The organism is Paenibacillus sp. J22R98 (assembly GCF_059383835.1).
The window spans coordinates 111,744-126,770 of the sequence record NZ_JBXENW010000001.1 but is presented as its reverse complement, the minus strand read 5'-3'; the positions used below and the strand labels follow the sequence as shown (position 1 = coordinate 126,770).

Here is a 15,027-nt window from a genome sequence, read left to right as displayed (position 1 = left end):
AAATGAGAAAAGCCCACGATAAGCATCGTGGGCTTCCTACATTTATTTTGCAAAGCGATGATGGCCAATGGTTGAAATGACGTCCAGACTGGACCAGAAGGGTCCTTTGGAAACGGCTGGATTGAAGAAGTAAACGGCATCCTTCACGTTGTTCTTTCCGTTTAATGCATCCTTGGCTGCCCGCAGCGCGCCTGCATGCGGCTGGCTCTTATCAAGCATCCCGTTATGGGCCGGCGGAAATTGTCTGCCGGAATAAATAACATCGCGGATCGAATCCGGGAACTTCGCATCCTTCACTCGATTCAAGATCACATTCGCTAACGCGAGCTGACCTTGATACGACTCATAACCGGCTTCCACCATCGTGATCTTGGCAAGCAGGATGAGATCCGCTTCCGTGAAAGGTTTAGCGGCTTTATTGAAGAACGAAGGAATAACAACTTTAAGCTTCTTGTGATCGGCAAGCTTCGACTCCCCTGACAGACCGTTACGCTTCAGGAGTTCTTCCTTGGTCACGCCGAATTGCTGACTGATTTCGTCCAAACCAAATTCCTCGGTGATCTCTGCCGGTTCAACCGTCTTCAGTTCGATGACGTCGGTGTCGGCATTCCATTTCAATTCCGTGTGAAGCAGTTCCGAGAGCTGACGTAATGGCACATAGAGTCTGTCATCCGCCAAGAAAGGAAGTGCCTCCATCCGATAACGCGCACCATTGAAATAAACGACGGGAACTTCATTGCCAAGCACAATCGTATCGTCCAATGCCGTCTTTATCGTTAATTCCTCATTCACTTTGTTCCAGCTTGTCTTCGCGCCAAGCAGCTGTGCAACACGAGCCACAGGTATGTAGGTTTTGTTGTCTACCATAATTGCAGGATCGGCCAGCTTCACCGTCTCGCCATTCAGTTCAATCGCAATATGGGTCTTATTCGTAGTTTCCGCTGCTGAAACGATGGACATTGGCCCAATTCCAATCAGAAGTAATGCCAAAGCCATCGTTACGATTAGCGGCTTGAATGGTCTGATCATGAATACCTCCAAGCTCATCAGTAGTATAATCTGCCAAAGTTGCTCTGGGCAAAATTATAACACAGCTAATTGCACCTGAAAGATTAACATTTTCACAGAATTAATAAAAACTTTAACTTTTACTGACCGCTGAACGACCCAAGGGCCCGTTCAATCCAATTAGCGCGGATGAAATTCACCCTTCTTCGATGCCTGCCACAAGGTCGCTGGCCACTTCCACCATTTTAGGAATGACTGCTTCATTCGTACCGGAAACGTAGAGATCTCCCTGATAGTGACGGAACGGGATTTGGATATCACCATAGTTCCACATGAAGAAATCGCCTTCGATGGACATGGTTGTCGCTCCTTTAACGGTAAATACATTCGTATAGGTAAACTCAGGTTTGGATGCAAAATACTGCTTGCACTCCTCCAGCGATATCGTTTGCGCGGCTGCATCCTCATTGGCTTGCTGTAACGATCTCGTAATGCGGTAACGCTGACTCATAATCGGCCTCCAGTATCATGTCATGGTTTTATTTTATCAGAAAGAAACCCGACCTGCTAAGGTCGGGCTAGCGTTAAGCATTAGACTTGAAATTTCTTAACCATACTATTCAATGATTCGGCCAGCATCGTTAACGTTTGGGAGGAGCTTGCCGTCTGTTCGGCACCTGCCGCAGACTCTTCGCTAACCGCTATGTCTGCCATTGTACGCAAGGTTTCAGCCGCATATGGAGATGTCTTTGCAGTGGCAGTGTTAGGCGTTGTTTCTAAATATTTGCGAAATATTTGATTCGTCGACATTTGTTGGACTAGCATCCCTTTTTCATAAAACAAAGCATCGATTTGCTCCACGATCGCATTCGTCTTGGATTGAATGAGTTCTTCATGCTGCTTTACGATCATGCCTTTGGTATACGTATAAATGACCGTACCTAGGATTGAGAATGTAATAATACTGATCACCATTACCAGTAATGCAAGGTATTGGCAATACTGGCCATTTTGAAACGACGGGTTGACATTTGATTCACCTCATAAGTAGTGGGTTGTTTGGTTATTATTTCAAAACAACTCTATCTAATCATAGATTTGTTAGAACACTACTATGAAATGTGTTAGACAATCGCGAGAGTTTATTGCCAACAGCATCCAGCGCCAGCGCTATATTACCTAATTTTCCAAACAAAAAACCACCCCATTAGACATGGAGTGGTTCTGGTTCTTTATGCTTTATTCAGCTGGTGGACTCCGCTTAAGCTTGCGCCTTCGACGAAGAAACGTTTAATGTTCTCTTCCACCACTGGATCCGGCAGCAGCGGCGGTGCCTGATGCGGTTTCGTGCGCGCATCGATAATGACAGTATCGCATGCCCAGTGCTTGAATTCGTAATGGCTGTTTACGCCATAGATATCATGCGAGGGATTGCTGCGGGTAAAGGTCGCCCACAAGAAATTATTCAGCGTTTCACTTACAAATCGGCTGTCATCGCAAAGGACTATCATCGGGCAAGTAGGGATCTCGCCTCTTGCTTGAATCGCCTCGGATAACGCTTGTAATTGCTGAGCAGCCTCGGAATAGTTGAGAAATTCAGGTCCTTGGATGGCCACAATACCCGGCATAACCAGCGAGGCATGCTCGCATCCCGGAAGGTTGCTCAAGACTTCCGGAACCTCTTGGCACAGCTCTCGTTTCTTCTCCCCAACGGCGGCGAAGATCACCTTACTGCCGCTGTTTAAGCCGGTTCCGGAATAATCCAGCGTATCGATCGTCGTATTCGTATAGAAATGGATATCGCGCTGCAGATTCATTCGCTCCAGGATATAGGTGAGGAACCCTTCTATATCATGCGTATTCACAGGTTGATCCTCTTCGGCCGTAATAAACAAATACTTGGCCAGACTCAATTGGCCGGTTCCCAGAATACGATTCGCGATCGTCAGAATCTCCGCCGGCTGCTTGATTTGCGTATACGGCGTGTACCTTTCGCTGCCAATCGCGAATAGAAGCGGATGTACGCCTGCAGCATCTACAGCGTGAACTTCCTTGACGCCGGGAATTTCCTGCTGAATGGCATCCCCCGTCAGCTCATGAATAAGCGCGCCGAATGCGGTATCCTCTTGGGGCGGGCGACCAACGACGGTAAATGGGAAGATCGCACCCGGTCTGGCATAGACTTTATGCACCTTCATGACCGGAAACTCATGCGTGAGGCTGTAATAGCCCAAGTGATCGCCAAAAGGCCCTTCCGGCTTCGTCTCGCCTTGATGGATTTCACCCGTGATGACAAAGTCTGCATCATTGCTAATACAGAAGCCATCGATATAGCTATAGTGGAAACGGCGCCCAGCGAGCAAACCTGCGAATGTAAGCTCACTCATGCCTTCCGGCAGCGGCATAACCGCAGATAGCGTATGCGCCGGAGGACCGCCGATAAAACAGCTCACCTTAAGCGGTACACCCAGTTTGTTTGCTTTCTGCTGATGCACGCCGATTCCGCGATGGATTTGATAATGAACGCCGATTTCTTTGTTCATTTCATAGTCGTTCCCGCTAAGCTGAATGCGGTACATGCCCAGGTTGGAATTCATAATGCCGGGCTTCGCAGGGTCTTCTGTATAAACTTGCGGCAAGGTGACAAATGCACCGCCATCATCCTGCCAATGTTTGATTAGCGGAAGATCGCTGATTTGAATTTCCTGCAAGGCAACAGGTTGTCCGCCGGACTTCCGCACCGGCAGTGCTTTCCTGGCAGCGAGGCCAGTTCCGATATGCTTGAATGGATTCTTAAGGGCTTGCATGGGATCATTGCGCAGCGCGATCACATGCTGAACCGATTCCCATGTATGCCGGAAAATAAACTTGCTGCGCTCCACCGTCCCGAAGAGGTTGGACACCGCACGAAACTTCGAACCTTTGACATTCTCGAATAATAAGGCAGGGCCGCCGATTTCGAACATTTTCATATGGATGGCCGCCATCTCCAGATGAGGATCCACTTCTTCCCGCACACGGACCAAATGGCCGTTTCGTTCCAGATCCATAATACATTCTTCCAAACTGCGATAGTTCATCGTATGACTCCAATCTCTGAGCTTGCTTTGCTATCTTTCATTATAGCCTTATCGTTAGGAAAATAAAGAGCGTTCCGAATGGTCTCGGAACGCTCGGAGATACGCTGTAATCGGGTTTACACGATAACCGCCTGCTGCTTCTGCTCCAGCCAGGCTGTCATATCCTGTGCCGTCATCGGCTTGCTGTAATAGAAGCCTTGCATCACGTGGCAGCCTCTGGACTGCAGAATATCGATTTGATCTTGCGTCTCTACGCCTTCAGCGACGACTTCGAGGTTTAAGTTTTTGGCAATCGCAATGATGTTGCTTATGATGGCTTGCTTGGATGACTGTGCGCTCTTATGAATAAAGATTTGATCGATCTTCAGCGTATCCACCGGCAGCTCGTCCAAGGTGCCGAGTGAGGAGTAGCCCGTTCCGAAATCATCAAGCGATACTTTCACCGCTAAATCGCGGATGCTCTGCAGCTGGCTGATAATATCGTTCACATCGCTCTTCGCGATCGATTCCGTAATCTCCAGCTCCAAATAATTGCCGGGCAAACCCGAGATTCGAAGTGCCTCGTCGACCATCTCAAACAGCAGCTGACTCTCGAAAATCCGAATCGACATGTTCACAGAAATACAGGTGTGAATATTATCGTTCTCCTGCCAGTATTTGTTTTGCTTGCAAACCTCCTGCAGCATCCAGCGCGTCATCGGGATGATCATGCCGGTTTCCTCTGCTACTGCAATAAATTCACTTGGCGAAACTGCGCCGAGCTCTGGATGCTGCCAGCGCATTAAAGCTTCCATGCCGCTCAATTGATCCGAACCCGTATCCCACTTCGGCTGATACATGATCGCGAACTCGCCGTGAACCATCGCTTTGCGCATATCTTTCTCCAGCACCAGCTTACGGATCTGATTGCGGCTCATCTCTTCATCGAAGATCCGGAATCGGTTCTTGCCATCCACCTTAGCGGCATACATCGCCGTATCTGCAGCTTTAAGGAGCGAAGAACGGTCAACCCCATGAAACGGAGCGTGACTGATTCCGATGCTGCAAGTCACGTACAGCTCATGCGCTTCAATGAAGTAAGCCTGTTTGATTTGGTTCAGCAAGTTATGAGCAAGCTGCTCCAATATGTCGATGTCCGGCGTTTTCGTTACGACCAGAAACTCGTCGCCTCCGAGCCGGAATATCATTTCCCCGGCAGTGGCACACAGACGAAGCCGATCCGCAACTTGCTGAAGCAGCATATCGCCAACATCATGTCCGAGCGTGTCATTAATCATTTTAAATCGATCCAGGTCGATAAACAGAAAAGCACCTTGCTCCAGACGATCATTCTTCTCGTTGAAAAACCGCTGCAAGTCGTGTCGGTTCGGAAGATTCGTTAACTGATCGTAATAGGCCATCTTCTCCAGCACATGCCGATCGAAGAATACGGCGCCCCAAGAAACAGCCAATATGAAGAAGGTAGATACGGTTACGCCAAACAGCAGGAAAAATTGCGGCTCTCCGCTATCCATCACATGATGGATTTCACTGCTTGAGGTGAACCTCGCAGCCGCCATGCCCGTATAATGCATACCGCAAATTGCTATGCCCATTACAATCGCTGAAATGAGCTTCCACAACGTGAAATCGGGAGAGTAGCGGAGTTTGTGAAACAAATAAAGTGCCGCATAGGAGGCTGCCAGCGCAATACCTGCGGATAATAACCATAACGTCACATCATAGGTCACTTCTCCCGGCATACGCATGGCACTCATGCCCGTATAATGCATCGCCACAATGCCGCATCCCATAATCAATCCACCTAAGGCATACCTCAGCGGACTGGACTGACTTCTGGCTGTAATGCGAAACGCAATAAACGACGCCAAAATGCTGCCAAGCGACGATAGAATCGTCGTTGTTGTATCGTATGTAACTTTCGTATCCATATGATAGGCAAGCATGCCGACAAAATGCATCGACCATACGCCCATTCCCATGACCAATGAGCCTGCAACCAACCAAATCGTACGCGTTCTGCCACTCGATCGCGTAATTTTGCCCGCTAAATTTAATGCTGAATAGGATGCCATGACCGCTATTGCAAAAGATAGGAGGACAATCCATATATTAAAGTGACCCTGCATACGCTCTATGGGAATCCCCTCTCTCCGGACGAAATAATAGTAGTAATTCTATTATATGTTATTCGACATCCTCTCTCCTAGCAGAAATATTTTTTGTCTGAACATGCAATAAAAAGCCACTTCTTATCGAAGTGGCACCCTGACTTCCGCTATCCTCGGCTGACAAAAAACGGCAGCTTCTCGATACCGGCTATTCGCAGATAGATAAACATCTGACCTTTGTGATGAATCTCATGATCTTTAGCATTCTGAAGTAAGACGCTACCTCGAATGACATTTCCGAAGAAATCAATCGGTTGATCCAGCTGCTCCGGCGAGATCGTTCTCAGAATCGCTTCCGTTCGCGCAGTTTCGGCTTCTATATTGGCTCGTAGCTCATCGATCGTCGTGAAAGGTTTCGGTGGAACAGCCTGCGTGTAAGCTCCGTTCTGCACCGTTGAAGCAAACATGCCCATCGAACCGGTGATATGCAGGACAAGACCCGATAGCGACATGCCTTGTTCCCACGGCTTCATCTGGAGCTGCTCGGTAGTTACATCCGTCAGCATTTGATGCAAAACTCTGCGATGGCTCAGCCAATCCGAAATAAATCCATTGATCATTGTCATCTCAGGCGTGCTCCTTAAGTTTCTCAGCTTATAGTATATGCACTATGTCCGGCGCATATAAGCTTTGACCGTAATTGGTGCGAAGATCGCTACGATAACAGCTGCACCGATAAGGGAAATGCCAAGGTCCCAGCCAACCGTTCCGTTGTTGGCCAAATCTCGAACTGCCGTAACGAGGTGCGAGATGGGATTGATTTTGACAAAAAACTGAAGCCAGTTCGGCATCGTGTCAGCGGGCACAAATGCGTTAGACAGGAACGTTAGCGGAAACAACACAAGCATAGATATTCCCTGAACGCTCGAAGCGGTGCGCGCGATGACGCCGAAGAAAGCGAAGATCCAGCTGATAGCCCAGGAGCAGGCAACAACAATTACACCGGCTAAAGCAACATGCTCCAAGCCGCCTTCAGGACGATACCCCATAATGTATCCCATGCTAAACGTAAGCACCGTGGCGATCGTATACCGAATGGTATCTGCTAACAGCGCTCCCGCAAGTGGTGCGATACGAGCGATTGGCAGCGACTTGAATCGGTCAAACACACCTTTATCCATGTCCTCCCGAAGCTGAACCCCTGTGACGATTGAAGTCGTAATAACCGTCTGCACGAGGATACCCGGAATGATAACCGGCAAGTAGCTTGCGACGTCTCCGGAGATCGCGCCGCCGAAGATATAGGTAAACATCAGCGTGAAAATAATAGGCTGCAACGTGACATCGAACAATTGCTCGGGTGTGCGCCGAATCTTCAGTATTCCTCGGTAAGCCATTGTAAGCGAGTTGCGTATGGTTTGACCAAGGCTTGTATGGTTCTTTAGTTTGAGCTCCGCGGCTGATTTAATCGTTGTTCCACTCATGCTCTTGCCTCCTTCGCTTTGTACATTTCTTCGGTGCCCTGTGTCGTTGTCGCATCTTCCTTGACACCTTCGCCCGTAATCGTTAGGAATACTTCATCAAGCGTCGGTTTCTGCACACTCATTTCGGACAAATGAATGCCAGCCGTACGAAGTGCAATCAACAAATCAGTCACGAGGTCTGCATTCGCCATCGGAGCCGTAATCTTGCTTGCTTCGGATGATATTTTGGTTGGGACGCCCAGCACCTGTTCAATAATATGACGCGCACTGTTGTTATCCTCCGGATCTACAAGGCGCAGATGCAGCGATGACGTACCGACGGATGCTTTCAGTTCATCTACCGTGCCTTCCGCCACTACTTTGCCAGTGTCGATTACCGCGATCCGGTCCGCTAATTGATCGGCTTCATCGAGGTACTGCGTAGTTAGAAGCACGGTTGACCCTGTCTTCACGAGGCGGCGAATCGTGTCCCACATCTGTGCACGAGTACGTGGATCCAAACCGGTTGTTGGCTCATCCAAGAAGATAAGCGGTGGCTGCGCAATCAGGCTCGCTGCCAAATCCAGCCGGCGTCGCATACCGCCCGAGAAGTTCTTGAGCGGACGTTTAGCCGCCTCTGTCAAACCAAATTCCTCAAGCAGCTCCGCTGCCTTACGGCGGGATTCAGCCCGTCCAAGCCCAAGCAGGCGGGAGAAGATGATTAGGTTCTCCGTAGCGCTAAGGGATTCGTCTACTGATGCATATTGACCGGTTACTCCGATTAACTGACGGACGATCTGCGACTCCTTCACCACATCATGCCCGAAGATTCTCGCCGAGCCTTCGTCCGGACGAAGCAGCGTCGCCAGCATTCGAATTGTTGTTGTTTTACCTGCCCCATTCGGTCCGAGCACGCCGTAGATCGAACCGGTACGCACTTTCAAATCCACCCCATCTACAGCACGGTTATCGCCAAAAGTTTTGACGAGCCCTTGTGCTTCAACAGCCCAATCGCCGTTTGATCCGCTTTTGTTTCCATAAGCCATTGCAATTCCTCCTAGATAACTGATTACTTAGGATGTTATCTCAAATTTATGAACTGAATATGAACCATAACAAAAAACGCTTGGGACTCCCAAGCGTTTCGTCTAGAAGGATCTATAGTGCTGAGCGTTCAATTTCGCAGACATTCAGCTGCTGGCCCACGAAATCTAACGAACCGTATAAGACCTCCACGGTTCGTTAGCTTTATCCGACTTTATTTTCGGGCAAATAAGACCTGTATCGTTCGTTAGAGCATTCCGTGTACAGATACAATGTAAAGCTCTCAACATTAAGAGGTTGAATATGCGATAGCGCCATGAATATAGGTTTGGACAACTTGAAGGCGATCACCATTGTTTCGATAAGTGACTATGTTAGCCGGCGCACCGATTGTGATCCCTTCGCCGGCCGCCAACCCGAGGAAACCTGCAGGACGAATGGACGCCATGTCCCAGGCTTGCGCCAATGGGCATATTCCGGTACGCGCTAAGTGCTGCACACCTTCAATTAAAGACTGCACAGAGCCGGCGAGCACATTCGGATTAGCGGCCAAATGCAGCTTCCCTTCCGGTGTCTTCACGACTTGCCCGCCGATTGGCTGCTCATACGCACCGGCAGGCATCCCGCTTAATGACACAACATCACTTACCAGCATGGCATTGTCACCTTTCACCCGCATCACAACCTTGAGGAAGGATTCCGGTACATGAAAGCCATCTCCAATTAAACAGGCTGAAAGTCGATCTTCTGCAAGCTGGTCCCACAAATAGTTCGGATGTCTGGGCAGCATGGCGTGCGAGCCATTGCCCAGATGCGTCGATAACCGTGCTCCGGCATCCACGGCTCGGCCAATCTGTTCGGCGCTCGCCTTCGTATGCCCGATCGAAACCATGACACCACTTTGTACACAATTGCGAATAAAAGCCGCCGACGTCTCCCATTCCGGAGACAGGGTGACAATCTTGATCAGACCTTCCGTGGCTTCCTGCCAACTCTGGAAAAGCTCCCAATTCGGCGCGATGACATAGTCTCGGTTATGAGCGCCACGCGGGCCATCCTCCGGGGAGATGAAAGGGCCTTCCAAATGAATGCCCGCAATGCACTTCTCCAGCAGGGGCTGCGTTCGACGAGCGCTGGCAATTTCGGATGCAAAATAGGCGATTTTCTCCGGACTGTTCGTAATGATTGTAGGGAAATAAGTCGTAACTCCCCCCCGCCAAAGATGGCCCGAGATTCGGCTAACCAGACCTTCCGTATATGGGCTGAGGTTTAAATCATGTCCCATATAGCCGTTTACTTGTAGATCGACGAGACCGGGAGCTATATAGGGTAAGCTTGAATGGCTCGTCTGGTGCTCATCAAGCTGCTCGATGTTCGAAATGAACCCGTTCACCGTGTGAATACGAATGGGCCTTCGGCTGTGATAATGAATGCCTTCGATATGGTCGGGACAAGCTTGTTCTGTCATCCTCCATCGTCTCCTTTAAGCAGGTAGAGCATCAACGATCCCCCGCCTCTATCCTGCAAGCCATTCAGACAGATGCTGCCTTACAAACTCATCATCGTTCAGATGGGGATAATCTCTATACATGCGGTCAATTTCTTCGTTCTGACCAGCAGACAGATCCTCATGCGGGTTCAAGCACCAAATCCCTTTCAACAGACCTTGACGTCTGAGTACTTCATGAATGCCCGGAATACAGCCGGCAAAACCGTGAGCGGGATCGAAGAAAGCAGCATTCGTATCCGTCACTTCCACATTTCGCGTCAGCCAATCGATCGGAATAGCTGCTTGCGCTCGGGCCTGCTTGATCTCCTCCAGAAGCTCTACCGCTTTAGCCGTCCATACCGCCCAATGGCCCAGCAAGCCGCCAACGATTCTTTTCTCAATCTGCTGTCCATCCACGGTAAAGCGATAAGTCGTCAGCAGGTCGTTCACGATATTATCATCGTTGCCCGTGTATAGCGCAATGTCATCCCGTCGATCGGAGCAGCAAACGGCGCGCACCACATCGATCGTTTGATAGCGATTGAAAGGCGCCAGTTTAATCGCTATCACACCGGGAATGTCAGCGAATGCCCGCCAGAATTCGTAACTGAACACCTTGCCTCCGACAGAAGGCTGAAGATAAAAGCCAATGACCGGGATGATTGCAGCTACTTTCTCCGTACGCTTCAACAGCTCCGCTTCCGATAAGCCGGCAAGTCCGCCCATGCTGAGCAGCCCGGCATCATACCCATATCCTCTTGCAATTACCGCTTCATTCATAGCCTGTTCCACTGGGCCGCAGATGCCTGCAACTTGGATAAATGGACGCGTTAGCTCTGCTCGGTCCACCTCTTCGGCAGCTAGTCGAAGCACCTGCTCATATAAACCGAATTTCGGATCGCGAATTTCGAACTGCGTGGAATGGACCCCTACTGCGATTCCTCCCGCTCCGGCAGCCAAATAATAGCGGGTCAATGCCCGTTGATGCGTGACATCCAGCCGGCGGTGCTCATCCAATGCGAGCGGATGGGCCGGAATGACAAGCCCATCGTGTAAGGCGCGAAATTGCTCAGGGGTCAATTGCCGAAGGCTGCTCATCAATCAAAACTTCCCCTTTCGCTCTTGGAAATGGGTCTGTTTGTTCAATGTCATCCCATCTGCCTTCACCCATTCCGTAACCCAGTCGATCATTTGGAGAAGCGAAACACGAGGATAACCGAACAGCTGATGGCATTTGGTCGCATTATTGAGCAGCGCATTCTCGGCTTCTATGCTTTGGAAGACAGGCTCTACCCCGAATCGTTTGCCAAACTCCTCTGCAGCCCAGCGGATCGACATCGTTTCCGATCCGGTTACATTAAGGAAACTGGCTGGAGCTTCGCAAATCAGCAAAGAGCGGATCGCGATTTCATTGGCATCTCCCTGCCAGATGACGTTCGCATGTCCCATCGTCAGGTCAATTGGCCGGCCTTCTTTAACCGATTTGGCGATTTCAAGGAGCACCCCGTAGCGCATATCAATGGCATAGTTCAGTCGGTAAATCACCATCGGAATCTGGTACTTCTTCGAGAAATGCTCGAAGATCCGCTCTCGTCCCAAGCAGGATTGACCGTATTCACCTACCGGATTGGGGGAAATGGATTCACTTGCTCCTCCATAACCAACCGGTGTGAACGGGTAGACATTGCCGGAGGAAAACACAACGATGCGTGAGTTGCGATACTTCTCCGCTACTCTGCCGGGGAGATACGCGTTCATCGCCCAGGTGAACGATTCATTGCCCGTTGTACCGAACTTGTTGCCGGCCATATAGATGACATTTCTCACTTCCGGCAAAGCTTGGAGCTGCTCATCGTCTAACAGGTCGCAGGCAATCGTCTCCACCCCATCGGCCTCGAGCTGTCCCTGCAATCCACGCTCGGAGAAACGGGATACACCGATGACTCGCTTACTTACACCAGCTTGACGAATCGCATTGAGCAACAATCTGGCGAGACTTGGACCCATTTTCCCGCCTACGCCCAGCAGCAGAATATCGCCATCCAACTTACGAATGTCGTTAATTAACGCTTCCGATGGTTCAGCAAGCTTAGCCTCCAGTTGATCGACCGTTTGCATCGTTCTGAGCTCCTCTCGAATGATACGTCTTTAAGTCCATCTTAAAGGCCCCTCTATTAAAAGACAAATCTTTAAATCGTCCTTTAATAACGAGAGAAAATGCCTTCATGAATGCTCAAGAGGATAAAACGATGATCGTTGTCACACATTTATGCCGACTATCGTTTTATAAGTGTTCTGAAAACAACACGCTGGCGTCCAGGTCTTCGCAATTAGAAGTAAGCTTTTAAAATACAAGAAATTACTAGGAGGATTCATATGAAAATCGTTATTATCGGTGGCAGTGGACTTATTGGGAAGAAACTCATCAATAACCTAAAGGCGCTTGGTCATAATGTAGTGGCTGCCTCTCCTTCCTTAGGCATCAATTCCGTTACCGGTGAAGGGCTGACGGAAGCGATCAGCGGTGCGCAAGTTGTCGTTGACGTTTCGAACGCTCCTTCTTGGGAGGACCAAGCCGTTTTAGAATTTTTTGAAACATCAACCCGTAATTTGCTTAAAGCCGAAGCGGAGGCTGGCGTGAAACATCACGTTGCATTGTCGGTCGTTGGTACGGATGGACTTCTTGACAGTGGTTATTTCCGCGCAAAGATGGCGCAAGAAGAAATGATTAAAGCTTCCAATATTCCTTATACCATCGTTCGCGCGACGCAGTTTTTCGAGTTCATCGAAAGTATTGCTCAATTCTCGACTGAAGGACAAACCGTCCGTATGCCGTCTCACTTCATTCAACCAATCGTTTCAGACGATGTGGCTGCCGCAGTTGCGGACTATGCGCTCGAAGCCCCAGTAAATGGAATCGTCGATGTGGCCGGTCCGGAACGTATGGGCCTCGATGAACTTGTACGTCGATTCCTAAGCATCACGAAAGACACGCGACATGTGGTTACGGACGATAATGCACCTTACTATGGTGTCATTTTAAAACCATATTCTCTTGTACCCGTTGACAAGGCACGGATCACAGCGACGCGATTCGAGGATTGGCTAAACGGCGCTGCGAACTAAATGTTGTGAGGAAAAGGGACCATCCTCCTGTCTTAGAGACGGAGAGGATGGTCTATTTCTTTTAAAGAAAAACAAGCCGAAAAATTTGACGCGGTCTTCCTCTTGGCACCTTCTCCACGCCTGCAATGACGACCAAATCATGATCAATCCACTGCAATAGAAGCCGATGCGCGCTCCTGACTGTTATGTCCAATATCGCAGCCAGCTCATGTACCATGTAGTCCGTTTTTCCGGTGCGGGCCACCTGCGCCATCAGCTTACTTAAGTAAACGGAGGTCATGCCCGCATCCTCTGCTTTCTTAATCAGCTCTGTATCTGTCAAAGACAATGCGACTTCGAGCGGATCCGCCATCGCAAGCGGACCGATTAACGCTTTGTCTTCGCCGACAATAAAGCAGGTGTCGCCACCGGCTTCTTTCGACTTGCGCAAGGCGATTCTGGCATGCGTGCCTGCTTCATTGGCGGAGCGCCCGAAACCCATTCCAATGCTCAAGGAAATGCCGAATTTGTTATAGACGCTCCGGCCAAGCGGAATGGTTTTGTAGCCTCCGGTGACCCTCTCGAATATGCCCCTTGTCGTAATAAACAAATATTCATCGCCGCCGAGATGAGTCAGATAACCGGCCAAGGACTCTACATAATCAAGCAGCATCCGGTGGATCTCGAGCTTGAACTTCTGCACCTCGTGTTCAGAAGTGTGCGTATGGATCCTTTTCTCAAAATGGTCTAAATTTACTAAACCAACTACAATTTGAGCTTCCCTGCTTTGACGCGTTTCCGTCGACAGCAGCGCCCGCTCCAGCGCAACTGTAATATTCTGGTCCGTCGGAATGACCCACTCATTGGGGATGCCCAGCTCCGTTAATCCCGATGCGACAGACTCATCGGCTGTCATCGCGGCATCACAATCACCTGATTCAAATAACTCTTTATGAAAATTAACTAATGCTTCGCGGGATGAATCCAGATGTCCGTTGTAGTGGAGCGCAATGATTCTCGTTTCATTGATCTCATTCAAGGATTTGGTCACCATCTGTTTGCCTAACGTATCCATAGACACTCGGAGCTCTTTATCAGGTCCAAGCGAATTCTTCAATCGCGAGAGCGCGCGATAAAATCCGGTATCCGTAAGCGGTATGTAATGAAGCGCCACCTTCAAATTGGTTTGTTCGCGAATTCTGTTGTACGGTATAGGGCCGGAAACAAGAAGCACTTCAACATCATCCTCGATCTCTTCTGCTATTCGAGGCGCCTCGTCTTCGATCTCGTAGGGCAGCGGGATTGGCCGAAAAGACGGGAAGGCTTTCATAACCTTTACGATCCGGGCAACTAATCCGGCCGGTCCAATAATGCCGATCGATATCCCTTTCGCCGACGTTGCAGTACTCTGCATAGTTTGACCTCCAACTTTAAAAGACATTAACGATAAGCTGTCTTTAAATGATGATAGCATGAATCGGATGACCTCGCCATTTGGAGACCTCATTACTCTAACGAACCGTAGAGGTCTTATTGGGTCGAAAAGGGCTCCTCAATTAATCTAACGAACCACAGAGGCTTTATTGAGTTGAAATAGACTGAAATGCACAAGCTTTTAGCTTAATAGCGCCTGTACGGTTCGTTAGAATTTCATATCGCTGCTTTTTGATGCAATAAGACCCGTTCGGTTCGTTAGAAATATGGGATTATATATTCTGGTTGACCTA

The 15,027-nt window shown here is 49.3% G+C and carries 13 protein-coding genes; 1 reads left to right on the top strand and 12 read right to left on the bottom strand.

Annotated elements, in window-relative coordinates; translation table 11 throughout:
• Positions 1 to 42: 42 nt before the first annotated feature.
• The 11 genes from AC50Y3_RS00610 to AC50Y3_RS00560 all read right to left on the bottom strand — a co-directional run bounded on the left by AC50Y3_RS00610 (position 43) and on the right by AC50Y3_RS00560 (position 12,313).
• Complete coding sequence (locus AC50Y3_RS00610) at positions 43 to 1,029, bottom strand: cell wall hydrolase (RefSeq protein ID WP_494816846.1); 987 nt, start codon at positions 1,027 to 1,029, stop codon at positions 43 to 45.
• Between the two features lie 175 nt (positions 1,030 to 1,204).
• A complete protein-coding gene (locus AC50Y3_RS00605; protein WP_494816845.1) occupies positions 1,205 to 1,519 on the bottom strand; it encodes a hypothetical protein in 315 nt (104 codons plus the stop codon).
• An 80-nt stretch (positions 1,520 to 1,599) separates the two neighbouring features.
• Entirely contained in the window at positions 1,600 to 1,983 is a 384-nt protein-coding gene (locus AC50Y3_RS00600; protein ID WP_494816844.1) for a hypothetical protein, read from the bottom strand.
• 257 nt (positions 1,984 to 2,240) lie between these two features.
• A complete protein-coding gene (locus tag AC50Y3_RS00595; RefSeq protein ID WP_494816843.1) occupies positions 2,241 to 4,088 on the bottom strand; it encodes a UbiD family decarboxylase in 1,848 nt (615 codons plus the stop codon).
• Between the two features lie 116 nt (positions 4,089 to 4,204).
• Complete coding sequence (locus AC50Y3_RS00590) at positions 4,205 to 6,070, bottom strand: bifunctional diguanylate cyclase/phosphodiesterase (RefSeq protein ID WP_494816842.1); 1,866 nt, start codon at positions 6,068 to 6,070, stop codon at positions 4,205 to 4,207.
• A 296-nt stretch (positions 6,071 to 6,366) separates the two neighbouring features.
• Positions 6,367 to 6,825, bottom strand: a complete 459-nt coding sequence (locus tag AC50Y3_RS00585) for a DinB family protein (protein WP_494816841.1) — start codon at positions 6,823 to 6,825, stop codon at positions 6,367 to 6,369.
• A 42-nt stretch (positions 6,826 to 6,867) separates the two neighbouring features.
• A complete protein-coding gene (locus tag AC50Y3_RS00580; RefSeq protein ID WP_494816840.1) occupies positions 6,868 to 7,683 on the bottom strand; it encodes an ABC transporter permease in 816 nt (271 codons plus the stop codon).
• Positions 7,680 to 8,708: an ATP-binding cassette domain-containing protein gene (locus tag AC50Y3_RS00575; RefSeq protein WP_494816839.1), complete on the bottom strand. Its 1,029-nt coding sequence runs from the start codon at positions 8,706 to 8,708 to the stop codon at positions 7,680 to 7,682. The genes AC50Y3_RS00580 and AC50Y3_RS00575 overlap by 4 nt, the downstream gene beginning before the upstream one ends.
• A gap of 287 nt (positions 8,709 to 8,995) precedes the next feature.
• Positions 8,996 to 10,174, bottom strand: coding sequence for an N-acetylglucosamine-6-phosphate deacetylase (locus AC50Y3_RS00570; RefSeq protein ID WP_494816838.1), 1,179 nt, complete (start codon positions 10,172 to 10,174; stop codon positions 8,996 to 8,998).
• Between the two features lie 48 nt (positions 10,175 to 10,222).
• On the bottom strand, positions 10,223 to 11,293 hold the full coding sequence (locus AC50Y3_RS00565; protein WP_494816837.1) for a dihydrodipicolinate synthase family protein: 1,071 nt from the start codon (positions 11,291 to 11,293) through the stop codon (positions 10,223 to 10,225).
• 3 nt (positions 11,294 to 11,296) lie between these two features.
• Entirely contained in the window at positions 11,297 to 12,313 is a 1,017-nt protein-coding gene (locus tag AC50Y3_RS00560) for an NAD-dependent epimerase/dehydratase family protein (RefSeq protein WP_494816836.1), read from the bottom strand.
• A gap of 258 nt (positions 12,314 to 12,571) precedes the next feature.
• On the opposite strand from AC50Y3_RS00560, the gene AC50Y3_RS00555 reads away from it, so the two are divergent.
• Entirely contained in the window at positions 12,572 to 13,321 is a 750-nt protein-coding gene (locus tag AC50Y3_RS00555) for an SDR family oxidoreductase (protein WP_494816835.1), read from the top strand.
• Between the two features lie 61 nt (positions 13,322 to 13,382).
• Here the strand turns inward: AC50Y3_RS00555 and AC50Y3_RS00550 are convergent, their stop codons facing one another.
• Positions 13,383 to 14,714 carry a GGDEF domain-containing protein gene (locus AC50Y3_RS00550; protein WP_494816834.1) on the bottom strand — a complete coding sequence of 444 codons (1,332 nt, stop codon included), beginning with the start codon at positions 14,712 to 14,714 and terminating at the stop codon, positions 13,383 to 13,385.
• Positions 14,715 to 15,027: the final 313 nt, after the last annotated feature.

Coding starts and splice junctions, on each gene's coding strand:
- AC50Y3_RS00585 (WP_494816841.1), bottom strand. CDS start 6,825: ATGACAATGATCAATGGATTTATTTCGGATTGGCTGAGCCATCGCAGA.
- AC50Y3_RS00575 (WP_494816839.1), bottom strand. CDS start 8,708: ATGGCTTATGGAAACAAAAGCGGATCAAACGGCGATTGGGCTGTTGAA.
- AC50Y3_RS00595 (WP_494816843.1), bottom strand. CDS start 4,088: ATGAACTATCGCAGTTTGGAAGAATGTATTATGGATCTGGAACGAAAC.
- AC50Y3_RS00560 (WP_494816836.1), bottom strand. CDS start 12,313: ATGCAAACGGTCGATCAACTGGAGGCTAAGCTTGCTGAACCATCGGAA.
- AC50Y3_RS00610 (WP_494816846.1), bottom strand. CDS start 1,029: ATGATCAGACCATTCAAGCCGCTAATCGTAACGATGGCTTTGGCATTA.
- AC50Y3_RS00580 (WP_494816840.1), bottom strand. CDS start 7,683: ATGAGTGGAACAACGATTAAATCAGCCGCGGAGCTCAAACTAAAGAAC.
- AC50Y3_RS00600 (WP_494816844.1), bottom strand. CDS start 1,983: ATGGTGATCAGTATTATTACATTCTCAATCCTAGGTACGGTCATTTAT.
- AC50Y3_RS00590 (WP_494816842.1), bottom strand. CDS start 6,070: ATGGGAATGGGCGTATGGTCGATGCATTTTGTCGGCATGCTTGCCTAT.
- AC50Y3_RS00605 (WP_494816845.1), bottom strand. CDS start 1,519: ATGAGTCAGCGTTACCGCATTACGAGATCGTTACAGCAAGCCAATGAG.
- AC50Y3_RS00555 (WP_494816835.1), top strand. CDS start 12,572: ATGAAAATCGTTATTATCGGTGGCAGTGGACTTATTGGGAAGAAACTC.
- AC50Y3_RS00550 (WP_494816834.1), bottom strand. CDS start 14,714: ATGCAGAGTACTGCAACGTCGGCGAAAGGGATATCGATCGGCATTATT.
- AC50Y3_RS00565 (WP_494816837.1), bottom strand. CDS start 11,293: ATGAGCAGCCTTCGGCAATTGACCCCTGAGCAATTTCGCGCCTTACAC.
- AC50Y3_RS00570 (WP_494816838.1), bottom strand. CDS start 10,174: ATGACAGAACAAGCTTGTCCCGACCATATCGAAGGCATTCATTATCAC.